The organism is Mycobacterium sp. ML4 (assembly GCF_054515735.1).
The window spans coordinates 84198-109576 of sequence record NZ_JBTNSY010000017.1; the positions used below are offsets into that span (position 1 = coordinate 84198).

Sequence of the window (25379 nt, forward strand, 5' to 3'; positions counted from 1 at the left end):
GCGCACCGGCGGAGAGGCAATGGTATCGCCGCTGTTGTCAGCGCACCCGCGTTTTCGGCAAAGGTACAGCCAGCTAGTCGACGATCGAGATCGCCTGCCGCGGGCACTGGCGCACCGCTTCGCGAACCAGTTCTTCGTTCTCCGGAGTGACTTCCGGCTGCAAGACGGTCAGCATATCGTCTTCGCCGAGCAAGAATATGTCGGGTGCGATGCCCATGCACACCGCGTTGCTCTCGCAGAGATCCCAGTCAACTTCGATTCTCATCGCAGCACCTTTACCGGTACGTTCTTCCAACCCGCAACATTCTGCATGTGGACGCGGTTGCAGTTCTCCCAGTCCACCTCATAACGTGGCATGAAGTCCAGCAGCTTTTCCAGCGCGATACAGCTCTCCATGCGTGCCAGTGCCGCGCCCAGGCAGCTGTGGATCCCGTAGCCGAAGCTCAGGTTCAGTGCTTCGTGCCGGTCGCGGTCGATGTCGAACTCATCGGGATTGGTCCAGGCTGACGGATCGCGGTTGGCCGCGGCGTTGATCAGGAAAACCGGCTTCATTGCCGGGATCGTGACGCCGTGCAGCTCAACGTCTTTCAGCGAGCAACGCACCTGATATTGGGAGGGCGCCTCGTACCGCAGCAGTTCCTCGACCGCCGCCGGGATCTTGCTGCGGTCATCCAGCAGCTTCTGCCATTGTTCGGGAAAGCGCGCGAACACCACCGGCGCGTTGCCCAGCAGCTTGGTCACCGTCTCCGCACCGGCCCCGCCCAATAACGTTGCGAAGCCGGCTATCTCGATGTCATCAAGCTTGGTCATCTGGCCGTCTTCACGTTCGATCTCGGCGTTGATCAACTTGGTGAACAGGTCGTTCTGCGGCTCGGCGCGGCGTTGCTGCAGGAGTCCGTAATACAGCATTCCGGTTTCAATGTTGGCTTGCATGCCGCGCTCGCCGACTTCCACCTGCCCCGGCTCGCGATGGAGCGACTCGTCGATCAGATACCGGATCCGCTGGGCGTGCTCTTCGGGCACGCCGAGCATCGTGGTGATCACCTCGACGGGGAACGGCCCGGAGAAGTCCTGCACCACGTCGAACCGCTCCGGATCGACCCTGCTGAGATATTTGTCGATCTTCTCGCCGACCATCTCGCGCTGGGCCTCGATGGCACGCGGCGTGAAGACCTTGTTGAGCAGGCTGCGCATGTGCCGGTGGTCCGGAGGGTCCATGAAGATGATCGACTTCTGTTGCGGCGGTTTGCCCGTCCGCACCATCGACAGGTCGATGCCGAACGCCGAGGAGTACGTCTGGAAATTCTTCAGACCCGCCGCCACGTCGGCGTGCCGGGTCAGGGCATAAAAGTCGTACTCCTGGCTGTAGTAGACCGGCGCTTCTTCCTGCATGCGCCGGTACGTGTCCCAGGCGCCGTTGAAGAAGTCCTCGGAGAACGGATCGAAGGTGACCTTCGATTTGGTCATGTACCGCTCCTTGCTGCTGAGCTGCGGGCTGAGGCCATTACAGCTGAACGCCTGACTGTAACGCTAACGGTAGCGGCTTCCGGGCGTGCCGAAAAGGAGCGCATGGTCCCGACTTCGTCAGTCTTCCGCCGAGTGTGAAGCTGGCTTCACACTCGAGTCCGACTGTGAAGCCGGCTTCACACTCGAGGCGCGCGCCGCCACACATTCGTCGACGAACGCGAACACGCTGCGGTGATAGTCGGCGGCGTTGCGGCCCAGACTCAGGTTGTGGCCTGCGTCCGGATACCGGTTACTAGTGAAAATGGTTGCCCGAGAGAACATTTCGGCGATTTCGGCAAGGTTGTGGTCGTCGCCCCGGTACACCCGATCGTGCTCGCCGATGGTGAACCGCACCGGCACCCGCACCGCAGGCGCCAGCTCGGGAAAGTATCGGTGCGGCCAATTCACCGCCACATCCCGCTCGTAGGCCGGTGCCGTCGCCGCGTTGGTGACCCCGCGCGAGACGTCGGGCGGGTACAGGCGCAACGGCTCCCACAGCAGCTCCCGGGTACCGGGCGGACGCTCCTTGACGGCGGCGGCCTTCATGATCTCTTTGGCGGCGTCGTGGTAGCGCCGGCCGGTGCCGCCGAGTTCCAGTCCCAGCAATCCGGCGCCCCGGTCGTCGGCCGCCATCCGGGTGGCCAGCTCGCACCCGCCGGAATGGCCCAGCAGGAACAATCCCGCACCGCGTGACCGCTCACCGAGAATCCGTTCGACGGCACCGTAAGCGAGATCGACGCGCTGCTGCGGGGTCTGCACCGCCTCCGGGTAGGGCGCCGAACTGCCATGGCCCGGGCGGTCCAGCGCGATCACCGTGTAGCCCAGCTCCGAACCCACCCGCAGCAACGACAATTCGGGATGGCCCGGGCAGTCGAAGTAGACGGCGGTGGTGCCGCCGCCGTGGATGGCGACGATCACCGCCGTGGGATCGGCCGTCTCCGCGATCACGCCGGACATCGGCACGCCGTCGACGATGACGACCCGCGGGCGGGGACTCACGTCTGAACCCGCAACAGGATCACGCCGCTGGGCGTGAGGCCGCCGCTACTGACCACGCCGACGCGGGCGTCGGCGACCTGGCGCTCGCCCGCCTCACCGCGCAACTGGGTGACGGCCTCGTGCAGCAAGCCCATCCCGTGGGTGCGGCCATGGGACAGCTGGCCGCCGTGGGTGTTCAGCGGTATGGCGCCGTCGCGGGCGATGTTCTTGCCGCCGTCCAGGAATTCCCGGGCTTCACCGATGCCGCAGAATCCGAGGGCCTCGATCCAGGACAGGCAGTTCATGGTGAACCCGTCGTAGAGCTCGGCCACGTCAACATCGCCGGGACGCAGTGACGTTCGGGTCCAGAGGTGCGCTGCCTGACCGAGCACCTGCGGCTCGTGGGTGAGCGTGCTTTGGTCCCAGTCGATGCGCTCGATGATCTGGGTTCCGACCGCCTCGACGAGCACGGGTGGCTTGGGCAGATCGCGGGCCGCTTCGACGGCCGAGACGATGACGGCGACGGCACCGTCGCAGGGGACGTCGCAGTCGTAGAGGCCGAAGGGTGTGGTGATCGGTCGCGCATTGAGGTAGTCATCCATCGTCATCGGGTCGCGGTAGATGGCGGTGGGGTTGAGTGCGGCGTTGGCGCGTTGATTCAACGCGATCCAGCCCAGCGTCTCCCTTGTGGTGCCGTAGCGATGGAAGTGTCGTTGCGCGTTGAGTGCCAGCGTGTGTGCGGCCGAGGTGGCGCCGAACGGCCACTGCCAGCTGGCGGTGCGGCCGCCCGAGGGCAGGATCTTGCCCTGCTTCATCAGCTCGTTGAAGGTGGCTTCCCACAACGTCCGAAAACACAGCACGTGACGCGCCAGACCGGCCGAGACGGCGAGCATGGCCGCGATCACCGACCCGCCGGGGCCGAACGTCTCCATACCGCCGTGGTGCCATGTGGGACGCAGGCCAAGGGCGGCCTCCAGCGCGGTGACACCCCCTTCGCCGAAGCCGCCGAAGTTGCCACCGCCTGGGTAGGTCGACAGACCGTCGATATCGGCGAATGTCAGTCCGGCGTCGGCGATCGCCGCCTCGCAGGCTTGCACCGTCAGCGACAACGCGGACACCATCTGCCGGCGACCGATCGGTGACATGCCGATCCCGGTCAGCGCGACTCTGTCCTCGAACTTCTCTGTGGTCAGCATCGGGCGCACGTACTCGCCGAAGCAGTCCGGCGCGATCTCGTCCTCGGGCAGCGGGACCGGCTCAACGTCGGGGACGGGGCGAAACAGCGGCAGCCACACATCTTCGATGTGTTCGAACACCACCTCGACGGTTTGGCCGAGCCGCAATTCTCCGGGATCGGAGTCGATGATGTTGGTGGTCAACCGGACCCGGGGGTCCTCGACGACGGCGACCTGCGCGATGACGTAGGGCGCCGGCATGCCGGGAACGCTGAAGCGGTGATTTACGGTGAACCCGGCCAGCGTCGCCTTGCCGCAGACGTCACGCACACCGATGTCGCGGCCGCGGCAGTAGCGGCACACCGGTGCGGGTGGGTGGATCAGCGACTCGCACGTCCGGCATTCCCGAAACCGCAATACGCCGTCGGCGCCGGAGGTCCAGAAAAACTCGTTCTCGTCCGTGAGCTGGGGCAGCGGACGTCCCGGTGCTGCTGACCCGCCTGTCAACGGATGAAACCCCACTCCGCTTCGTTGTCCTCGGTCTTGAGGTGCGAGGCGGGATCGTCCTCGTCGTGCAGTTCGGGGTGCGGGATGCTCGGCTTGGGCTCGCCGATCTCGGTGATGGCATGCACCGGGCAATCCAGTAATGCCCGCATGACCTTGTCGTGGTCTTCTTCCGGCACGTTGCCGTCGCCGACCAGGCAGGCATAGCCCCAGTCGTCGCGCGAGAAATAGCCCGGCGCACGCTTACCGCACAAGCCGAAACCGTCGCACACGGTGCGGTCCAGACGAATCTTCATGATCCCCCAATGGCCTCGTAGGGGCGTTCGGCGCGATATGCGCCGCGACCGCAGTCCGGGCAGGTTCCGTCGAGATGGCGCGCCACCTCGTCGGGAAACTGGTCGAGTAGGGTGCCGGCCACGTTGCAGGCTGCGTCCAGAGTCGCGCACGCCCCGCGGCCACGGAGCACCACCGACCAGCGCCGGAGCCGGTCGAGGTCTTCAGTCGTCGCTACACCGTCGCGCAACGCCCCGGCCGCGGCGGCCATGGCCGCAGTCCCGTTGAAACATGAACCGCACTGTCCGGCGTTCTCACGGTCGAAATAGCTCGCCACCGCGGCCGCCACCGCGACCGGGCATTCGCCGGTGATCAAAGATATTGCGCCGCAACCCAGTCCGCTGCCGATGCCGCGGATGGTCTCGTGATCCAGCGTGGTGTCCAGCACCCGCCGGTTGACCAGGCCGGAGAAATAGCCGCCCATCAGAACACCGCGCACCTCGGCCGGTGAAACACCATGCCGGGCAAGCAGTTCGGTGAACGGCAGACCGTGTGGCAGCTCATAGAGCACGGGCGCTTTACCCGCCCCGGTGATGGTGGCCAGGAAGGTGCCGGGCGAGTTGGTGGTGCCCTGTGAGCGGAAAACCACCGAGCCGTGACCGTGGATGTAAGCCAGGTTGGCCAGTGTCTCGACGTTGCTCACCAGCGTGGGATGTCCGCCGACGCCGGCTTCGAAGGGGCGTGGCGGCTTGTCGGTCGGCTTGGCGGGCCCACCGTTGATTGCCTGCACGGCAGCGGTTTCCTCGCCGGCGACATAGCCCGGCTGCACCGAGAACACCTCGATGCTGACATCGCGGGAGTCGAGTTCGCCCAACGCTGACTCGATGCTGTGCGCCGAATCAGTCTCGGAGACAAGGACATAGGCGCGGGTTGAACCAACCAGCGCCGCCGCCAGACGCAGCCCGTCGAGCACCAGGTGCGGCCGGTTGCGCAGCAGCCAGCGGTCCTTGACCGAAGCGGGCTCGCCCTCTTCGCCATTCGCGATGACGACGGGTCGGCGGCCATTGGCGCGCACGGCGCGCAGTTTTATCGCAAGCGGGAAGGCCGCACCGCCCCGGCCGAGCAGCCCGCTGGCCTCGACTTCGGCCAGCAGTTCATCGGCGTCAGGCAACAGCCGGTATCCACCCCGCTCGCGGTAGGCGGCCAAGTCCTCGCGACCTTCCGCCAGTAGCCGCGGTGGGAAACCGGGCCAGGCGACCGTGCTGATCGCGATGTCCGCGGCGGTCATCGCACGGCTCCCGTTAGGCTTGGCCGCATGCGGACTGCGGTGGTGCGCGTCAATGTCGACCAGACCGGGGTACTCTCGGCGGCGCAGTTAGGTGAGGGCATGGCCACGCTCCTCGGTCTTACTCGCGAAATGGGTGCTGATGTCGTCGAGAACGACCTCGCAGACCGGCCGCCCCACCGCCGGGAGGTTGAACTGCTGATCGCCGGCGAGGACGTCGAGGTGACCAAGACCGCGGCAATAGAGCTGTGCGGCAAAGCCTTCGGCACAAAGCCGGTGGTCGGCGTGGTCACCTTCATCAGCCGCGGGACCGACGACGACGCGTACGGTGTGCTGTCGGCGTTCGGCCTCGCCGGCGACATCGCGCGGGAACCCGGCGACGACGGCTACGACATCGTGTACGTCACGTTGCGCGAGACCGACCTCGATCGGGTCCCGGAAAGTCGCGTCCACACCGCGCTCGAGGCCTCGCTCAACTGCGAGGTCCACATCCGCACCAGGTGAATCCATCAGCGACCCACAAACTCGAGGATCGCCGGCGCGGCCTGCACCCAGGTGTCGAACATGTTGAAGTGGGTGACCCGGCCGGCCGCACGGTCTTCGGACGCGCGCTCCCAGGCGTCCTCCGGCCACGGCGGGTCGATCAGCTCGGAACCCTTGATCAGGCAATGCACTTCCAGCGACGTGCGTTTGGGATGGTCCATGTCGTTCTCGCCGCCGCGGATGATCAGCGTGGGGATCTTGATGCGGTCGAACATCTCGTCCTCGACACCGGGAATGGTCTGCCCCGGCTTGGAGACGAACGCGTTGAGCCAGCGCAGCATGACCTTCAGGAATTCGCCGGAGTCGAAGTCGAGGAACCGCTGCTTGTTCGCCGGGTTCTCCTCGATGCGTTCGCGCCACTCCGACACCTTGATCACGCCGTCCATGCCGGTGCCCCGCACCGCGAGAATGCTCGGGACGATGTAGAAGGATCCCAGCACAAACGTGCCGTAGATTCCGCCGACGATGTTCCACACCACCAGCTTGGTGACCATCTCCGGATACAGCATCGTGGTGAGCATGGAATCCCTTGCGCCGCCGGAACCTCCGGCCAGGATGCACTGGTGAAATCCCAGGCCCGTCACCAGCTTGTGCAGGGTTTCGGCGCGCATGTGGGATTCACTCTGCCCGTAGAACTGCACATCGGAGGCGCCGCAGTTGGGCCGGTCCCACAGCAGCACCCGGTAGCCGCCGCCGACCAGAGCATCGGCCAGCGGACGCAATCCGTCGATGTCCTTGCTGAACCGTCCGCCCGGCGTCAAGGCGATGAGATCGCCTGAATCGCCGAGGATTTCATAGACGACGTTGCCGCCGTTGATCTCGATCGAAGACACGTCACGCTCCTGTCGCGTCACGCCTGCACCAATACGTCGTTGCCGATCACCCGGACCGGGTAGGTGCGAATGCTCCACTCCGGCTTGACGGCGGTGGTGCCCGTCGCCAACTCGAAACCCCATTGATGCCAAGGGCAGTAGATGTACTCCAGATCGCGCACCATGACGGCATCGCCGGCCGCGGTCTCGTCCACGATGGTGCGGCCACGCGCCCGTCCCGAGCACAGCGGGCCGCCTTGATGGGGACAGTAATTCGCGATTGCATAGAAGGTGCCGTGCACGTTGTACACACCCACGCCGTGCCGTCCGATCGGCACCAGTTTGTGTGTCCCCGGCGGGATCTCGTCCACCGTCGCGACGACATGTTCGCGACCCTGAGCCAGGCGGGGTCGCGGTTTGTCCTCCGGCATTCAGAGCACCCGGACCTGACCCTCGAGGACCGGGACGGTCTCCGGCAGGTGGTAGGTCGCGATGCCGTTCTTGTACATCACCGCGTCTCGGGCACCTTTGGGCAGATGCTTGACCAGCCAGCGCGGGTCGTCGAACGTCCAGTGCGGATAGTCCGAGGAGAACAACAGGATCTTGTCGCACTCCATCCATTCCAGCGCGCGGGTCAGCTCGGTCTTGTCTTCGGGATAGTCGAGCGGCTGGGTGGTGAACTTGATGTGTTCCTTGACGTAGTCCGACGGCTTGCGCTTGATGTCGACGCGGGACTTGCGGGCCTCGTAGATGGAGTCCATCCGCCACATCAGCGGCAGGATCCAGGTGAAGGCGTGCTCCACGAAAACGATGCGCAGCGTCGGGAACCGGTCGAAGACGCCGTCGAAGATCAGGCTCATCACCTGGTTGGCGGCCAGCAGCGAGTAGGTGACCATGAAGTCGTGGTTGTAGCTGGGAAAACCGACGGGCGGTGTCGGCAGCATCTCGTAGTTGCTGCGGGACAGGTGACAGCTCACCGTGATGTCGTGCTTGGTGGCCGCTTCCCAGATCGGGTTGTACATGGGGTGGCCCCATGAGGGGCGCGGCTCGGCCTTGATCAGAATCTGTGCCATGTAGGGGTGGCCGGCCCACTCCTCGATCTCGCGGGCCGCGCCGGCCGGGTCTTCGACGGCGGCACAGATCGAACCGCGCCAGCGCTGATGCCAGTTGTTGTGGCTGTCCAGCCAGTGGTTGGCCTGCCAGTGGTTGAGCGCCGTCGAGTAGGCCTGATGGGCTTCGGGTAGTCGCGGGGTGCGCCCGCCCGGCTCGAGAATCGCGATGTCGGAGCCGGCTTCCATGATCAGCTGACGAAACGCCATGTCCGGGTCACTGCCCGGGAACTCGCCGTCGGGTGGGAAGGTGTCGACCCGCATCGCGAACGAGTGCGCGTAATCGGGTGCGTCGTAGTAGATCAACTCACCGACCTTGTGGTCGAGGAAGAACGTGCTGCGCCACGGCTCCGGGATGTACTGGGTGATCTCCCCCCGCCGGGGCACCGGGTGGACGTCGGAGTCCACGCACCTCACAGCGATGCGTTCGGCGGCCGGTACCCGCTCGTGCATGTGAGTCAGCGACATTGCGTTCTCCCTGCCATAGGTCTTGCGTACTTCTACTGTGCGCCCGAGCCGACGGCGATGTCTATGCCGTACAGCTCGGCGGCATTGCGCCAACACAACTTCTCGTGCTGCTCGGCCGACAGTGCCCGGGGTAACTTGCCGACGTCGCCGCACTGCCAGTGCGGATAACTCGACCCGAACATCACCATGTCGTCCTTGCCGGTGAAACTCAGCCATTCAGCGGCGAAGTCCGCGTCGCCGGGGCCGTCCATGGCGCCCTGCACGAAGTACACGTGACCGGGCAGGTAGTCACTCGGTATGCGCGGCGCCCACGGCGTCTGTTCGAGATGCGGGCGGCCGAACGTGTCCATCCGCCAGATGAACGGTGTCACGAAATCTGCGGCACCGTCGGCCCAGACGAACTTCAACGCGGGAAAGCGTTCGAACACGCCCTCGGCGATCATGTTCATCAGGTGATACAGGTAGTTCAGCGCCATGAAGCTGACGTACTGCTCGTAGGTGCGGGTGTGCCCGGACGGGGTCGGCGGGAACCCGATGCCCTCGCCTGACTCGATGTGCACCGCCACCGGCAGGTTCGCGTCGGCCGCGGCCTCCCATAATGGCCAGAACTGCGGTTTGCCGTAGACCTCGCGCGACTGCAGCGGCACGCCGATCTGCACCACCCGCGGATGCCCGCGCCACTTGTCGAGTTCACGCACGGCACCGGAGATGTCGTCCGGGTTGACCCGGATCGTGCCCCGGAACCGTTCGCCGAATTCGTGGTGCTCGAGCCAGCGCGACACCATCATCTCGTTGTGTGCCGCATGCAGCGCGGTGCCCAGGTGACGGTCCGGCATGATGCCGCGTCCCATCGGGTGCAGAACCGCGACATCCACCCCTCGCTTCGAAAACAGCTCATTGGCAACGAAATCCGGATCCGAACCGGGGTAACGCCGGTCGCGCTCCGGCCCCTCGGTGTGGGGCGCGTACTCACTGCCGGGGGCGCCGTACCAGTCCATCTCGTAGTCGGGAAAGCCGCGGCTCCTGAACGGCTCGCGCAGGAAGCTACGCAGGTCCTGATTGGTCGGGAAGAAGATGTGCACGCTGGCGTCGATAACCGGCGTGCGTGTCCCGTCCGGGCGTTCGATCACGAAGGCCTTCCTCCCGCCGTAGCTGCATCTGTCCTGTTAACGGAGCTTTTGCTGCCCAGAGCGTGAGCGTTGTTCTTAAATCCGGATAATAACATTCTCTCGAAGAAATGTAACTCAACCCCAAAAGCGGTCCGCGCCGTGGGCAAATCCCGTGCTGCCAAGACCGATGAAGCCGATGGTCATGTGCTAAGCGTCGTCCAGTTCGGCGAAAAACTCACCCGCGGTACGGAAGCTGTCGACCGCGGCCGGAACACCGGCGTAGACCGCGACCTGCAGAAAGACCTCGCGGATCTCGTCGCGGGTGACACCGTTGGTCACCGCGGCCCGAAGGTGGGTGCGCAGTTCGTGCGGCCGATTCAGCACCGACGTCATGGCCAGATTGAGCATGCTGCGAGTCTTGCGTGTCAGGCCGTCCCGTCCCCACACCGCACCCCAGCAGTACTCGGTGACCAGATCCTGCAACGGTCCGGTGAAGTCATCGGCTTGCGCGATCGCGTTGTCGACATATTCCTTGCCCAGAACTTCGGAGCGAATCTGCCGTCCCCGTTGGTAGGTTTCGCTGTCCAATGCCGTGCTCCTTTGCTACGAGTGCGAGTAGCCAGGAGTCTAGGCGGCCTGCGAAATATTCTGCCGGAAAACGGGATTGAGCGCTCAGGTCAATGGCAAGCCCAGTTGACGACCCAGCCGCCGCCGAGATTGGCGATGGCGCGTTGTTCGGCAGCCTGTCGGGAGAGGCCCACCCCGCCGTGATAGGTCGTGCGGTCGTGGGCAGGTACGCGGCAGGCCGGCCCTGCCGCCAAGGACCGCGTTGGTCCTGACCCGGCCGATGCCGCAACCCAGGTGTGCGGCCCGGCCGATGACTGAGCGGGCCTGTGCCACGACGGCTTTCATAGTCGTCAGACGATTCTGTTCGGCGCGGCATGGGGCGCCTCCTTTGCGCGCCGCGCAAAAGTCTGATCGCAAACTTCTACTGGAAGCCGATATCCGCTGTCCATACCGTTGGTGTCAGTTGGCTTCACGCTGTGGAGCGGTAGGGAGTTTCGATGTCGTATGTGATTGCAGCGCCGGACATTCTCAGCGCGGCGGCTTCCGATCTCGCTGCTATCGGCTCCATGATCAGCGACACCAACGTCGCCGCGGCGGGGCCCACCACCGCGGTCCTGGCCGCCGGCGCTGATGAGGTATCGGCCGCCATTGCGAGCCTGTTCAGCTCGCACGGTCAGTGGTATCAGACCCTCGGTGCTCAAGCGGGACTCTTCCACGATCAATTCGTCCAGTTGATCGCGACCGGGTCGGGCCGCTACGCCATCGCTGAGTCCGTCAATGCCTCACCGCTACAACAACTTTCGGGCTTTCTTGCTGACCCCGTACAGACGCTGACGGGGCGTCCGCTGATAGGCAACGGCGCCGACGGCGCCCCCGGGACGGGTCAGAACGGCGGCAACGGCGGCTGGCTGCTGGGCAACGGCGGTAGCGGCGGTTCCGGCGGTGCCGGGCAGAACGGCGGCAACGGCGGCGCGGCCGGCCTGCTCGGCGCCGGCGGAGTGGGCGGCGCCGGTGGGGCGGGCGTTGACGGCGCTGTGGGCCAGCCCGGGCAGGCGGGCGGCAATGGTGGCGCCGGCGGCGCGGGCGGGTGGTTGTACGGGCTCGGCGGCCAGGGTGGCATTGGAGGCGACGGTGGCGTCGGCGGTGCCGCCGTTCCCGGCTTCAATCCCGGCCAGAACGGTGGCAATGGCGGTGCCGGTGGCGTCGGCGGCGCCGGAGGACTGCTGTTCGGGCAGGGCGGAGTCGGCGGCACGGGCGGCGACGGCGGCGCCGCTACCGGTACGGCTGCGTCAGGGCCGGTAGGCGGCAGCGCCGGAGCCGCCGGCAACGGGGGCGACGGGGGCCACGGGGGCTGGCTGTACGGGGATGGCGGAGCCGGCGGAAACAGCGGCAACGGCGGCGCATTCGTGCCGGATACCACCGTGGTCAGCGGCGCCAACGGAGGTAATCTCGACGTCAGGGGTGGGGCCGGCGGCAACGCCGGGCTGTTTGGCAATGGTGGGGCGGGCGGCGCCGGAGGGGATGGCGGGGCGGGCCAACCAGCGACCGTGGCAGGTGCAATCGGCGGCGGTGCGGGCGGCTTCGGCGCCGACGGCGGCAGCGGCGGCAACGGCGGCTTGATCTGGGGCAACGGCGGAGCCGGCGGCGCCGCAGGGACCGGCGGCAACGGCGGTGATTGCGTCAATCCGGGCGGCCTGACATTCAATGGGAACGGCGGCTTCGGCGGTTTCGGCGGCGGTGGCGGCCAGAGCGGCCTCATCGGTAACGGGGGCAACGCCGGTGCCGGTGGCACCGGCGGCAACGGCGGCAACGGCGGCAACCACGGCGGCGATGCCGGCCCGGGCGCGCTCGGCGGATACGGCGGAGACGCCCAACTCTGGGGTAGCGGCGGCGCCGGCGGCGATGGAGGAGCTACCGGCACCCCGGGCGCCCAAGGCGCAGTGTGGCAGACCAGTGTCGGTGGCGACGGCGGACAGGGCGGATTCTTCTTCGGCAACGGCGGCACCGGCGGCAACGCGGGCGCCATACCGCCGGGTTTCGCGGCGCCGCTGAACAATGGCGTGGGCGGCAATGGCGGCAGCGCCCAACTGTTCGGCAACGGCGGCGACGGCGGCGCCGGCGCCGGAGCGGCCCAGGGCGGCACCGGTGGTGCCGGTGGCCGTGGCGGTCAGCTGTTGGGTCAGAGCGGGTCTGACGGACCCGCCTAGAAATCCCAATGGGGGTTGTGCTGCCGGATCGTCGACCGCGTAGTCACGCGTTGAAGTCCTGATCTGGCAGGCCGCACGATGCTATCGCCGTGTCGCGGAATGCAGCGGCCGAAGGCGGTAGGTATCGGTTGATCATCCATCCCACGGCGATGGGCCGAACCAACTGCGGGTCGTCGACTGCGATTTCGACGATGTCCGGCGGTGGGGTGGCTGCCCTCGGGAGCACTCCGACGCCCAACCGGGCCCCGATCAGACCGCGCAGGGTGGTGATGTCGGTGCCTTCGAAGGCAATGGCGGGCGTCATGTCATGGCGTGCGCACGCGTCGTCGAAGATTCTGCGCAGCGTGTGGTTGCGGTCAAGGGCCACGAACTTCTGATCGCAGAGTTCCTCGAAGCCGATCACGTCCCGGTGTGCCAGCGGGTGGTCCCGGTCCACGACAGCGTAGAGCTGCTGGGTAAAAAGCTTGTGCCACTTCACTCCTGGCGATTCGTCGAACGCCATCGGATAGCTCAGGCAGACATCGATGACACCGGTGGTCAGATCGTTGACCAAGGCGGGACCGGCGCACTGACGCAGCTCGAAGCGCGCCGCCGGATGCTGGTCGTGATGGCGGCGGATGAGTCGCGGAACCGTGGACACGCCCAGCGACACCAGGAAACCGAGTGCTACCGTCCCCGCGTCGACGCCCGCCAGCTGGCGCACGCCCGCGACGGCTGTTTCCAGGCTGCGCTGAGAGGCCAGACTGGTTCGCAAGAACGCCTCCCCGAACCGGTTGAGTTCGTTGGCCCGGCCGCGACGGGTGAACAACTCCACTCCGATTTCGTGTTCGAGCATCGCGATTGCCCTACTAACGGCCGATTGCGACACGGCAAGTTTTTCCGCAGCGTCGCGAAGCGTGCCGACTTCGGCGACGGTCTGGAAGTAACGCAGCTGATAAAGCTCCACGAGGTCAGATGTTAGTTGCGCAAGCGGCAAGAAATGACACAAAACGTTCGATTGAGGGCCAGGCTGGTCGATATGGGCGGGCGGTGTTGGTCATGGTTGCTTCCGTTAGGCGGTTTGACGTTCTGCCTCGAGACCGGCGAGCCAGGAACGGATCTCGGTGCTGTGCTCTCCCAGTCGAGGGGCCCGGGTCCGGTAGCTCACCGGTGTGCCGGACAAATTGATCGGGCTGGCCACTTGCCGACCGAGGGGTCCGTCGTCGTCGCTCGTCTGGCGGATCGGGTGCAGCCCCAGGTGGTCCGCGCAGCTGAAAGCCTCGGCGAGATTGTTGACCGCTCCGGCGGGCACGCCCCGATCGGCCAACGCGGTGGTCCAATGCTCAGCGGACTGGGCAGACAGCACCCATTCCAGCCGGTCCCGCAGCTGTGCCCGATTGCGCACCCTTGCGTCGTTGGTGCTGAATCGCTCGTCCTGTGCGAGTTCGGTCACACCGAGGACCTCACACAGTCCGCTGAACTGCTTGTCGTTTCCTACCGCCAGCACGATCATTCCGTCACCGGTCGGGTACGTGCCGTACGGGACGATGCTGGGATGCGAGTTTCCCATGGCACGTGGGATTTCCTGCGCTAGAACGTAACTGGCCGACTGGTTGGCCAGCGCGGACAACAGCGCCGACATCAAGTCGATTTGCACATGCTGGCCCAGCCCGGTGCGGTCGCGCTCCCGCAGCGCCGACAGGATGCCCACAGTGGCGAACAGACCCGCCAACACATCGACAACAGCCACCCCGACTTTGGTGGGGTGTTCCGGGTCTGTGCCGGTGACGCTCATCAAGCCGCCGAGCGCCTGTACGAGCAGGTCGTAGCCGGCCAGACGAGCGCCGGGGCCGGTTCCGAAAGCGCTTACGCTGCAATACACCAACGCGGGATTGGTCTGTCGGGTGGTGGGTTCGTCCAGGCCGAATCGGGCCATGGTGCCGGGTCGGAAGTTCTCCACCAGCACGTCGGCGTTGTCGGCCAGTATCTTGGCCAGCCGCAGGTCTTCGGCGTCGCGCAGATCGAGGACGAGGCTGCGTTTATTGCGATTGACTCCGAGGTAGTAGGTACTGTCCCCGTCGACGTAGGGAGGACCCCAGGCCCGAGTGTCGTCACCTCCGTCGGGTCTTTCCACCTTCACGACGTCAGCGCCCAGATCCCCGAGTGTCATCGTGCAATAGGGCCCGGCCAGTATCCGGGAGAAGTCGGCGACCAATAGCGATGAAAGTGGTTGATTGCCGGTATATTTCATCGACAGCCCAGCCAGGTTTCCATAACAGCGCTCCATTCTGCTCGCAACCTAGGCTATCGGTGCACTGCATCGAGGGTCTATCAGAAGCTTTTGCACCTAAGATTGCTTGAGGCGCAACTTGTTACGGGTGCGCCGACAGTTGTGAGCCGCGCAACGGTCTGTTCTCAACATTGTGCTGGTCCCCGATCGCCGCCCTGCCTAGCGTCAAAGGTGACGTTCGTCACGCTTGCGTTAGGAACACGATGTCATTTGTCAACGTGGAGCCCGGCATGCTGGCAGCCGCGGCCGCCGATCTGACCGGCATCGGCTCAATCATCAGCGACGCCAGCCTGATCGCAGCCGGTTCAACGGTTGAGATCCTCGCCCCGGCAGCGGACGAAGTGTCGGCCGCAGTGGCCGCGTTATTCGGGGCCTACGCGCAGCAGTTCCGCGTCGTCACCGCACGAGCGGCAGCGTCCTACGACGTGTTCGCGCAGACGTTGGCCGTCGGTGCGGAAAGCTATGCGACCGCCGAGGCCGGCAGTGCCGCACTACTTCAGGAATTGCTCGACGCCGTCAATGCTCCGGCGCAAGTGTTGTGGGGCCGCCCATTGGTCGGTGACGGCGCCAACGGGGCGCCGGGAACCGGCGCCGCGGGGGGCGCCGGCGGCATGCTCTACGGCGACGGGGGTAACGGGGGCTCGGGTGCGAGCGGTCAGAATGGTGGAAGTGGCGGAGCCGGTGGGTTTTTCGGCCGAGGTGGTGCCGGCGGCGCCGGGGGGTCGTCCACGACAGGCAACGGTGGCGCGGGCGGCGCCGGCGGGCCGGGTGGAGCCTTCGGAAAGGGCGGCTCCGGCGGCGGTGGCGGCAGCGGGCAGGTGAGCGGCGGGGCCGGCGGTGCCGGCGGAGTGGCCGGTCTGTTCGGCGCGGGAGGCTCCGGCGGTATCGGTGGGCTCGGCGTAACGGGTGTCGGCGGAGTCGGTGGGGCCGGGGGAGCCGCCCAGTTGTTGGGAAATGGCGGGGTTGGCGGCACGGGCGGGTTGGGCGTCAACGGCACCGGTGGAGCAGGCGGTGCCGGCGGCCATGCCGGCTGGCTGTTCGGTACCGGAGGGACCGGAGGGTCCGGCGGCGCGGGTCGAGTGGACGGTGGCAGCGGCGGGGCCGGTGCGGACGCCGGCTTGCTGTACGGCGCGGGTGGTGCGGGCGGGGCCGGCGGTACCGGCGGTGCTGCGGGTGGTGAGGGTGGAGACGGTGGTCGTGCCGCAAGGCTGGTCGGCGTAGGTGGTGCCGGCGGGACAGGCGGCGCGGGCCACCTCGAGGGCGGAACCAGCGGCGCTCTGGGCGGGGCCGGCGGAACCGGCGGAGAGGCCGGCATGCTCTACGGAACCGGTGGCGCCGGAGGTGCCGGCGGCATCGGTCATATCCAGGGCGGGCCGGGCGGTGCCGGCGGCCATGCCGGCCTCTTGTTCGGTGATGGTGGGGCAGGCGGGCCCGGCGGAGCCAGCGGCACGGACGGCGGGGCCGGTGGCGCGGGCGGGGACGCCGGCCTGCTTTACGGTTTCGGGGGCCCGGGTGGCGTCGGCGGTTCGGGCGGGTTTGCCGCGTTCGGCGCCGGTGGTACCGGCGGGGGTGGCGGCAGGGCCGGCTTGATGGGCGTGGGTGGTGACGGCGGCGTCGGAGGAATGGCTGCCTCTGGCGGCGGGGGTGCCGGTGGCAACGGCGGCGATGCGCGGCTGTTCGGGAACGGCGGTGACGGTGGTGACGCCGGTTTCGGCTCGGACTTCGGCAGCAACGGCGGCACCGGTGGAATCGGAGGGTTGCTGCTCGGGTTGCGCGGCACCAACGGGTGGCCGAGCCGCTGACAGGGTTTCCTAGGGCAGCCTGAGGTTTCGGAAGAAGCCGGACACATCGGTACCGAAGTTCGCGATGCCGGAGATGAACGCGCCATCGTTGAAGAACCCGGACGAAACGCCACTACCGGAATTGAAGAATCCCGACGACGGAGCGCCCGCGGTATTGAAGAATCCCGGACGCTGCTGAAAGTCGAAACCGATCGTGAACGGGCCGAAGGTGCCGGTGCCGGGGTAGTCGAGGACCTCGTGGATGACGTAATCAATGGGCGTCGGCGACAAGAGTGTGCTCTGGTCGATGGTCCATCCACCGAAGTCACCCTCTTTGAGTTTCTCGCCGCCGGCGGCAAAGATCACATAGTGAATCTCCTGAATCGTGAACTGCGCCGACGTGATTGCGCCGATGGTGCCGGTGATAGGCACCGACATGTCGATGTGTATGTCATAACGATAGGGGATTTCGGGGATGGTGATGTGGTAGCCGATCCTGGCCAGACCTTCGTCATCGCCCCGCCAGAAGAAGCCGTTGTTGTCACTGCCGATGTTGAATGCGCCGGTATTGACGTCACCGGTGTTGGCTAGGCCGGTGTTGAAATTTCCCCCATTGAAGTAACCGGTGTTGTACCTACCCGAGTTGAACCCGCCGGTGTTGTGATCGCCGGGGTTGAAGCTGCCCGTATTGCCGTTGCCCGTGTTGTACAGACCGGTATTCGCGCTGCCCGCGTTGGCGATCCCCAGGTTCCCGGTGCCGGCGTTGAAGAACCCGGTATTGGCGCTACCGGTGTTGCCGATGCCGATGTTGTTGGTGCCGGAGTTGCCCAGGCCGAGGTTGCCCGTCCCGGAGTTGCCGATGCCGACGTTGTTGGTGCCGGAGTTGAACAGCCCGATGTTGCCGGTGCCGGAATTGAGGGCGCCGAAGCCGATCTGATGGTCGCCGGTCAGGCCGATGCCGATGTTGTCGGTGCCGGTGTTGCCGAAGCCGATGTTGCCGTCGCCTGAGTTGCCCAGGCCGAGGTTGTGGCTGCCCGTGTTTCCCAAGCCGGCGTTGCTCAGGCCTGCCGTGAGCAGTGGGCCGGAGTTGCCGAACCCGAGGTTGCCGCTGCCGAGGTTGCCGCTGCCGATATTGAAGCTGCCGATGTTGCCGCTGCCCGCGTCGAAGCTGCCGATGTTGCCGCTGCCGAGATTGAGGCTGCCGATGTTGCCGCTGCCGAGGTTCGCCTCGCCGATGTTGCCGCTGCCGAGGTTCAACCCACCGAGGTTGGCCAGGCCGACATTGAATGTCGTCCCGTTGACCCCGTCGCGCAACAGCCCGGTCAGGTTGTCGCCTACATTGTCGATACCCGACAACTGGGCAGCCGTGGAGAAACCCAGCGGACTCGCATTGCCCCAGCCGGAGATGCTGTTGCCCAGATTCTGCAGGCCGGATTGCAGCGCCCCGACATTGCTGAAGCCCGAATTGCCGAGACTTCCCAACGCGATGTTCTGCACTCCCGAATTATTGGCGCCGCTGTTGAAGAAGCCGGAGGAGCTGCCGGTGCCGCTGTTGAAGAAGCCCGACGAGGAACCGCCGGAGTTGAAGAATCCTGGTGTCGCGGGAATGTCGATGAGCGGGATGCGGATCGGGCCGATGCCACCGGTTCCGGCGATGTCGATCACGGTCGAGCCGTCCGGATCGCCGATGTTGAGCACTACGGCGGGATTGGCGATGTCGAACTCGATTTGGGAGAACTTGAAGGGGCCGATGAAGCCGAAGACCGCGCCGTCGAGCGCCGAGAATTCGACCGGATCCGCTCCGAACGCTTGGATATCGGCGGGGGTGGCAGAAGCCGTGACCGGAATATTGATGGGAATCTTGATATCGAAGTATCCGGGTATTTCCGGAATGGTGATCGTGTAGTTGGCACCGAGCAGGCCTTGGGAGTCGGCGCGCCAGAGGATGCCGTTGTTCATGTTGCCGGTGTTGAAGGCGCCGGTGTTGATGTTGCCGGTGTTGGCGATGCCGGTGTTGGTGTTGCCGGGGTTGGCGATGCCGGTGTTGTAGTTGCCGGTGTTGGCGAGGCCGGTGTTGGTGTGGCCGGTGTTGTAGGCGCCGGTGTTGTAGGTGCCGGGGTTGGCCAGTCCGGTGTTGAGGGTGCCGGTGTTGAGCAGGCCGGTGTTGAGGGTGCCGGTGTTGGCCAGGCCGGTGTTGAGTGTGCCGGAGTTGAACAGGCCGAAGTTGCCGGTGCCGGAGTTGCCGATGCCGATGTTGTTGGTGCCGGAGTTGAACAGGCCGAGGTTGCCGGTGCCGGAGTTGAGGGCGCCGATGCCGATTTGGTGGTCGCCGGTCAGGCCGATGCCGATGTTGTTGGTGCCGGTGTTGGCGAAGCCGGTGTTGGCGTCGCCGGAGTTGGCGAAGCCGAGGTTGTGGTTGCCGATGTTGGCCAGGCCGATGTTGGCCAGGCCGGCGTGCAGCTGGGGGCCGGTGTTGGCGAAGCCGATGTTGGAGCTGCCGATGTTGGCGCTGCCGATGTTGAAGTCGCCGAGGTTGGCGCTGCCGAGGTTGAGGTTGCCGATGTTGCCGCTGCCGATATTGGCATCGCCAACGTTGCCCAGGCCGAGGTTCAACTGGCCCAGATCGCCCAATCCGACATTGATCATGGTGCCGTTGGGGCCCTGCAGGATGCCGGCGAGGTGAGAGCCGACGTTGGCTATTCCGGCGACCCCGGCCGGTGTGGTCAGGCCGGTGATGCCGGTGTTGTACAGGCCCGAGACGGAATTGCCCATGTTGTACAGACCTGATTGCAGGGCGCCCGCGTTCCCAAGTCCGGAATTTCCGAGCAAGCCCGTCGCCACGTTGTGCCAGCCGGAGGTGTTGGCGCCGGCGTTGCCGAAGCCCGACGAACTGCCCGTGCCCTGATTGAAGAAACCTGATGACGGTCCAGCGGTCGAATTGCCGAAACCGGGAGCCGCCGCAATGTCGATCACCGGAATGCTGATGGGGCCTACTCCGCTGGTGATGCCGATGTCGATCGTCGTATCGGGGCCACCGATGAGACCTGTGACGACGGGCAGGCGGCCGATGATGGGGTTCGGGATATCTATGTTGCCGAGCTGGAGGTCGAAGAATCCCAGCACCTTGATGTCGAACCCCGGGATGCTGAAGCCCTGGAAATCGGTGCCTCCCAAGTCAACGGCGATCGGGATGTTGATGGGCACCGTCACGCCCATGTTCAGTAGTGGTATTTCGGGAATATAGATACCGGCGTGGATGCCGACGAGTCCCTGATAGTCCTGAGTCCAGAAGAATCCATTCGAGTAGCTGCCGGTGTTGAACGCGCCCGTGTCGACGTTGCCCGAATTCGCAAGACCGGTGTTGTAGCTGCCCGCATTGAACGAACCGGTGTTGTAGTTGCCCGAGTTGGAAGCACCCGTGTTCGTGTTGCCGGTGTTGAGTGCCCCGGTGTTGTAGTTACCGGCGTTGACCAAGCCGGTGTTGATGTCGCCGGAGTTCAAGATGCCGGTATTAGAGTTGCCGGTATTGCCTACTCCTGCGTTGTAGCTGCCCGCATTGCCGATCCCGACGTTGCCGGTGCCGGAGTTGAACAAACCGATGTTGCCGGTGCCGGAATTGAACAGACCGATGTTGCCGGTGCCGGAGTTCAGGGCGCCGAACCCCACCTGATGGTCGCCGGTGAGACCGAAGCCGATGTTGTTGACGCCGGTGTTGCCGAAGCCGACGTTGCCAGTACCGCTGTTACCGACACCGATATTGGCGTGGCCGGCGCTCCCGAATCCGACGTTGTCGTCGCCGAGGTTGGCGAAGCCGAGGTTGTGAGCACCCAGGTTGCCGACACCGATGTTGTTGTTGCCATGGTTCCCGATACCGATGTTGAACGAGCCGAGGTTCGCGCCGCCCAGATTCGACACGCCGATATTCGCGCTGCCGATGTTGACGTCGCCGATGTTCCCAGTGCCGAGATTAAGGCTGCCTATATTCGCGCTCCCGACATTCGATCCGCCGACATCTGCGAAGCCGGCGTTGAAGTGCCATGGATTGTGCAGCACGCCGGAAAGCCGGCTACCGGCGTTTCCGAGGCCGGAGACATCGGCCGGGGTCCAGAGATTCAGTTCGCTGGTATTGACGTAACCGGAAACCGAATTCCCGATATTCGCGATGCCCGACACCAACTCGCCAAAATTCCGGTACCCCGAAATTCCCGAACTGCCGGAGGCGATGTTGAAGAACCCGGACAGGTTGGCGCCGCTATTGCCGAAACCCGACGCACTGCCGGTTCCGCTGTTGAAAAACCCGGATGACAGCCCGGTCGTCGAATTTCCGAAGCCGGGAACGGCCGGCAGGTCAATGATCGGAATCCTGATCGGGCCGAGGCCGCCGCTGCCGCTGAATTCGATCACCGTATCGGCGCTCCCGATGTTCCCTACGATACCCGGCAGATCAAACCCGGCATTCGGGAATATTATGGGCCCTACCTGGAGGGCACGGCCACCAATGCCGAGTATGTCGATGTCGGCGGTGTATTGCGGCAATACGAACTGATGAATAACAATCGTACCGAACAAGAACTCGACCGGAATATTGATCGGTATTCTGACGTCCAGGGTGACCGGAATAGCCGTCGTGGGCACCGACAGCCCCACGTAGGTCCCGTACAAACCCTGGTAATCGCCGCGCCACAGCAACCCGTTCGAGTAACTGCCGAAAATCAACGCGCCGGTGTCGAAACTGCCGGTATTCGCTATTCCGGTATTGTAATCACCGGTGTTGAAGCTGCCGGTGTTGTAACTGCCGGTGTTGAAGCCGAGCGTGTTGAAGTTACCCGCGTTGAAGCTGCCGCTGTTGTAGTTGCCGCTGTTGGCGATGCCGGTATTCGCGACGCCGGTGTTGAAGAACCCGGTATTGGTGCTGCCGGTGTTGCCGATTCCGCTGTTGTATTTGCCGGAATTGAAGAGGCCGAAGTTGCCGGTGCCGGAGTTTCCGATGCCCACGTTGTCGCTGCCGGAATTGAACAGGCCGAGATTGCCGGTGCCGGAGTTGAGGGCGCCGAAACCAATCTGGTGGTCGCCGGTCAGGCCGATGCCGAGGTTGCCCGTACCGGTGTTGGCCAGGCCGATGTTGCCGTCACCGAAGTTGCCCAGCCCCAGGTTGTGATTACCGGTGTTGCCCAGGCCGACGTTGCCCAGGCCCGCGGTGGACAAGGGGCCGGTGTTCGCGACGCCGAAATTGGAGCTGCCGATGTTGCTGCTGCCGAGGTTGTAGTCGCCGAAGTTGGCGCTGCCGAGGTTGAAGCTTCCGGTGTTGGAACTGCCGAAATTGAGACTGCCGATGTTGCCGCTGCCGATGTTGAGCCCGCCGACGTTGGCGCTTCCCAGGTTGAGGCCGCCGAGGTTTGCCGCTCCGGCGTTGAGCACGGTGCCGTTGGTGCCGTCGCGCAAGAGCCCGGCTACATCGGAGCCGGCGTTCTGCAGCCCGGAGAGGTTGGCGGGGGCGCCGAACCCGAGCGAGCTTGTGTTGCCCCAGCCTGAAATGCTGTTGCCCAGGTTCGAAATCCCGGATTGCAGCGCACCGATATTGGCCAGGCCCGAATTTCCGAAGTCGATGTTGCGGTAACCGGAATTGTTGGCTCCGACGTTGAAAAAGCCCGAGGAACTACCGGTGCCGCTGTTGAAGAAGCCCGAAGACGGTACCGCAGTCGAGTTCCCGAAACCCGGCTGCCCGCCGAACCCGATAATGGTCCAGTCGACTGGGCCGATGCCGGCAAATCCGGTGATATCGATCGAAGTGTTGGGGCCCCCGATCAACCCGTGCGGCGTCGGCACCCCGGGCATGTAGCCGATCGCGATCTGAGGAACGGTGAGGCTGTTGATTACGCCGGTGAAGGCCGGCACCGGCCCGATGCCGACGGTGAAGCCGAACGGGATGTTGGAGATGACCATCCCGCTGTAGACGGCGTCCGTCACGGTGGAGGTGATGGGAATGTTGATCGGGATGGTTCCGACCATGTGTACCGGGATTTCCGGAATATGGATCGTGTAGCCGGCCCCGAGCAGGCCTTGGGAGTCGGCGCGCCAGAGCATGCCGTTGTTCATGTTGCCGGTGTTGAAGGCGCCGGTGTTGATGTTGCCGGGGTTGGCGATGCCGGTGTTGGTGTTGCCGGGGTTGGCGATGCCGGTGTTGTAGTTGCCGGTGTTGGCGAGGCCGGTGTTGGTGTGGCCGGTGTTGTAGGCGCCGGTGTTGTAGGTGCCGGGGTTGGCCAGTCCGGTGTTGAGGGTGCCGGTGTTGAGCAGGCCGGTGTTGAGGGTGCCGGTGTTGGCCAGGCCGGTGTTGAGTGTGCCGGAGTTGAACAGGCCGAAGTTGCCGGTGCCGGAGTTGCCGATGCCGATGTTGTTGGTGCCGGAGTTGAACAGGCCGAGGTTGCCGGTGCCGGAGTTGAGGGCGCCGATGCCGATTTGGTGGTCGCCGGTCAGGCCGATGCCGATGTTGTTGGTGCCGGTGTTGGCGAAGCCGGTGTTGGCGTCGCCGGAGTTGGCGAAGCCGAGGTTGTGGTTGCCGATGTTGGCCAGGCCGATGTTGGCCAGGCCGGCGTGCAGCTGGGGGCCGGTGTTGGCGAAGCCGATGTTGGAGCTGCCGATGTTGGCGCTGCCGATGTTGAAGTCGCCGAGGTTGGCGCTGCCGAGGTTGAGGTTGCCGATGTTGCCGCTGCCGATATTGGCATCGCCAACGTTGCCCAGGCCGAGGTTCAACTGGCCCAGATCGCCCAATCCGACATTGACGATGGTGCCGTTGGGACCCTGCAGGATGCCGGCGAGGTGAGAGCCGACGTTGGCTATTCCGGCGACCCCGGCCGGTGTGGTCAGGCCGGTGGTGCCGGTGTTGTAGAAGCCGGAGATCGAGTTGCCCAGGTTGGCGACGCCGGATTGGAGCGCACCCATATTTTGTAGGCCCGAGTTGCCCAACGCCGCCGTCGACACGTTCTGCCAGCCAGAGTTGCCGGGACCGAAGTTGCCGAATCCCGAGGAACTCCCCGTGCCGCTGTTGAAGAAGCCCGAGGACGGACCGGTGGTCGCGTTCCCGAAGCCGGGGCCGCCCGGAATGCTCAGAATGGGAATCGTCCGACCCTCGAGGGCGCCGGCGAAATTCATCGCGATGGCAGTGTTTGGTCCGCCGATGTTGATCGTCACCACCGGCAGGGTGATTGCGGATGTCGGGATGTTGATGGGGCCCAGGTAGAAGTAGCCGTTGAGGAAATACGTCTGCGAGTAGTAGTAACCGGGAATGGTGACTGTGTTGCCCCCGAACTGTTCGACTTCATTGATCGGGACGGTGTAGCTGAAATTGAACGGCACGGTGGGGATCGAGATCCCGAGGTTGATGCTGACTTGGCCGCGGTTGTCGCCACTGACAAAAAATCCATTGTTCAAACTGCCCGAGTTGAAGCCCCCGGTGTTGAGGTCACCCGAATTGAACCAGCCCGTGTTGTAATTTCCGGTGTTGAAGTCGCCGCTGTTGTGACTCCCGGCATTGAAGCTGCCTGTGTTGACGTCTCCGGTATTGAAAACTCCGGTGTTGTAGCTGCCTGAGTTGACGACGCCGGAGTTGGCAATTCCGGTGTTGTAAGACCCGGTGTTGTAGTTCCCGGCGTCCATGATGCCGACGTTTTCGGCGCCGGAGTTGCCGAAGCCCCAGTTCCCGACGCCGGCATTACCGATACCGACGTTTCCGCTGCCTGAGTTGAAAAAGCCGACATTATTACTGCCGGAATTGAATAGGCCGAGGTTGCCGCTTCCGGAGTTCACGGCGCCGAACCCGATCTGGTTCTCGCCGGTCAGTCCGATGCCGATGTTGCCGGTACCGGTGTTGCCCAGGCCGATGTTGCCGATGCCGCTGTTTGCTATCCCCAGATTGCTGTCGCCGGCGTTGCCGAACCCGAGATTACGGTCGCCCGAATTGGCCGGGCCGAAATTGTTGTTCCCCTGATTGCCGGAGCCGACATTGTTGTCGCCAAGGTTCCCGTTGCCAAGGTTCCCGCTGCCGAGGTTGCCACTGCCGAGGTTGTCCGCGCCGAGGTTGTCCGCGCCGATGTTTGCCAGACCATCCTTGGCGAATGTGCTGAGGGAGGGTGACGAATCGGTCCGTCCGAACAGACCCAGCAGGCTCTGCAAGCTCGGGGGGTACGGCGTCAGTGCCGCGGCCGCAGCCGACACCCGCGCGTGATAGTCGAACATCGCGGTCACGTCCTGGGCCCACATTTGCTCGTAGTGAGCCTCGGCCGCTGCAATCGCGGGAGTATTCAGACCCAGAAGATTCGAGCTCACCAGCGACACCATGCGGGCGCGGTTGGTGGCGATGAGGCCCGGGTGAACCGTCGCCGCCTGCGCCGCCTCGAAGGCGGCGGCAGCCAGCTGAGCCTGAGCCGCCGCCTGCTCCGCCTGTGCGGATGCCGCATTCAACCATCTGAGATATGGTGCGGCAGCGTTGGTCATCGCCACCGAGGCGGGACCTTGCCATGACGAGCCCACCAGCTCCGTGGTCACCGTTGAAAACGACGCCGCGGCAGCGCCCAGCCGGTCGGCAAGTCCCGCCCAGGCGGTCGCGGCCTGCAGGAAAGTTTCCGAGCCGGCGCCAAGATACATTCGCGCCGAGTTGATTTCGGGCGGCAACACCGCAAAACTCATCACACCGTCCTCACTGGATCCGAGGCCGTGACCGTGGGTTTGGACCAGGAATCCTGGTGAGAACTGATGCCGCCGGACTTCGGTCTGCGTTTATCGCGTGAAACACGCTGG

Annotated in this window: 17 protein-coding genes; 3 read left to right on the forward strand and 14 right to left on the reverse strand. The window is 65.0% G+C overall.

Annotated features, from left to right (window positions below):
- Positions 1–73 precede the first annotated feature (73 nt).
- The 6 genes from ACX9NE_RS19685 to ACX9NE_RS19710 form a co-directional block, all read right to left on the reverse strand.
- The gene (locus tag ACX9NE_RS19685; RefSeq protein ID WP_459363414.1) at positions 74–265 is read right to left on the reverse strand and encodes a ferredoxin; all 192 of its coding nucleotides are present in this window, start codon (positions 263–265) and stop codon (positions 74–76) included.
- Positions 262–1467 (reverse strand): cytochrome P450, encoded by a 1206-nt coding sequence (locus ACX9NE_RS19690; RefSeq protein WP_459363415.1) that lies wholly within the window; start codon positions 1465–1467, stop codon positions 262–264. Before ACX9NE_RS19690 ends, ACX9NE_RS19685 begins: the two co-directional genes overlap by 4 nt.
- Positions 1468–1584: 117 nt before the next feature.
- Entirely contained in the window at positions 1585–2463 is an 879-nt protein-coding gene (locus tag ACX9NE_RS19695) for an alpha/beta hydrolase (RefSeq protein ID WP_459363438.1), read from the reverse strand.
- Positions 2464–2501: 38 nt separating this feature from the next.
- Positions 2502–4166 (reverse strand): thiolase C-terminal domain-containing protein, encoded by a 1665-nt coding sequence (locus ACX9NE_RS19700; RefSeq protein WP_459363416.1) that lies wholly within the window; start codon positions 4164–4166, stop codon positions 2502–2504.
- Positions 4163–4459 carry a ferredoxin gene (locus ACX9NE_RS19705; RefSeq protein WP_459363417.1) on the reverse strand — a complete coding sequence of 99 codons (297 nt, stop codon included), beginning with the start codon at positions 4457–4459 and terminating at the stop codon, positions 4163–4165. Before ACX9NE_RS19705 ends, ACX9NE_RS19700 begins: the two co-directional genes overlap by 4 nt.
- Complete coding sequence (locus ACX9NE_RS19710) at positions 4456–5724, reverse strand: NADH-ubiquinone oxidoreductase-F iron-sulfur binding region domain-containing protein (RefSeq protein ID WP_459363418.1); 1269 nt, start codon at positions 5722–5724, stop codon at positions 4456–4458. The genes ACX9NE_RS19705 and ACX9NE_RS19710 overlap by 4 nt, the downstream gene beginning before the upstream one ends.
- 27 nt (positions 5725–5751) lie before the next feature.
- On the opposite strand from ACX9NE_RS19710, the gene ACX9NE_RS19715 reads away from it, so the two are divergent.
- Positions 5752–6225 carry a hypothetical protein gene (locus ACX9NE_RS19715; protein WP_459363419.1) on the forward strand — a complete coding sequence of 158 codons (474 nt, stop codon included), beginning with the start codon at positions 5752–5754 and terminating at the stop codon, positions 6223–6225.
- 5 nt (positions 6226–6230) lie between these two features.
- On the opposite strand, the gene ACX9NE_RS19720 is transcribed toward ACX9NE_RS19715, so the two are convergent.
- The 5 genes from ACX9NE_RS19720 to ACX9NE_RS19740 form a co-directional block, all read right to left on the reverse strand.
- A complete protein-coding gene (locus tag ACX9NE_RS19720) occupies positions 6231–7097 on the reverse strand; it encodes an alpha/beta fold hydrolase (protein WP_459363420.1) in 867 nt (288 codons plus the stop codon).
- Positions 7098–7114: 17 nt separating this feature from the next.
- Positions 7115–7507, reverse strand: coding sequence for a Rieske (2Fe-2S) protein (locus ACX9NE_RS19725; protein WP_459363421.1), 393 nt, complete (start codon positions 7505–7507; stop codon positions 7115–7117).
- Entirely contained in the window at positions 7508–8653 is a 1146-nt protein-coding gene (locus ACX9NE_RS19730) for an amidohydrolase family protein (RefSeq protein WP_459363422.1), read from the reverse strand.
- A 32-nt stretch (positions 8654–8685) separates the two neighbouring features.
- Positions 8686–9783, reverse strand: coding sequence for an amidohydrolase family protein (locus ACX9NE_RS19735; RefSeq protein ID WP_459363423.1), 1098 nt, complete (start codon positions 9781–9783; stop codon positions 8686–8688).
- Between the two features lie 186 nt (positions 9784–9969).
- Entirely contained in the window at positions 9970–10350 is a 381-nt protein-coding gene (locus ACX9NE_RS19740; RefSeq protein ID WP_459363424.1) for a carboxymuconolactone decarboxylase family protein, read from the reverse strand.
- Between the two features lie 476 nt (positions 10351–10826).
- Here ACX9NE_RS19740 and ACX9NE_RS19745 point away from each other — a divergent pair, with 476 nt between their 5' ends.
- Entirely contained in the window at positions 10827–12536 is a 1710-nt protein-coding gene (locus ACX9NE_RS19745) for a PE family protein (RefSeq protein ID WP_459363425.1), read from the forward strand.
- A gap of 43 nt (positions 12537–12579) precedes the next feature.
- On the opposite strand, the gene ACX9NE_RS19750 is transcribed toward ACX9NE_RS19745, so the two are convergent.
- Both ACX9NE_RS19750 and ACX9NE_RS19755 read right to left on the reverse strand, forming a co-directional pair.
- Positions 12580–13482 carry a LysR family transcriptional regulator gene (locus ACX9NE_RS19750; protein WP_459363426.1) on the reverse strand — a complete coding sequence of 301 codons (903 nt, stop codon included), beginning with the start codon at positions 13480–13482 and terminating at the stop codon, positions 12580–12582.
- Positions 13483–13587: 105 nt separating this feature from the next.
- Positions 13588–14802, reverse strand: coding sequence for a CaiB/BaiF CoA transferase family protein (locus ACX9NE_RS19755; protein WP_459363427.1), 1215 nt, complete (start codon positions 14800–14802; stop codon positions 13588–13590).
- Positions 14803–15008: 206 nt separating this feature from the next.
- On the opposite strand from ACX9NE_RS19755, the gene ACX9NE_RS19760 reads away from it, so the two are divergent.
- Complete coding sequence (locus tag ACX9NE_RS19760) at positions 15009–16607, forward strand: PE family protein (RefSeq protein WP_459363428.1); 1599 nt, start codon at positions 15009–15011, stop codon at positions 16605–16607.
- A 9-nt stretch (positions 16608–16616) separates the two neighbouring features.
- Here the strand turns inward: ACX9NE_RS19760 and ACX9NE_RS19765 are convergent, their stop codons facing one another.
- Positions 16617–25268 (reverse strand): PPE domain-containing protein, encoded by an 8652-nt coding sequence (locus ACX9NE_RS19765; RefSeq protein ID WP_459370751.1) that lies wholly within the window; start codon positions 25266–25268, stop codon positions 16617–16619.
- Positions 25269–25379: the final 111 nt, after the last annotated feature.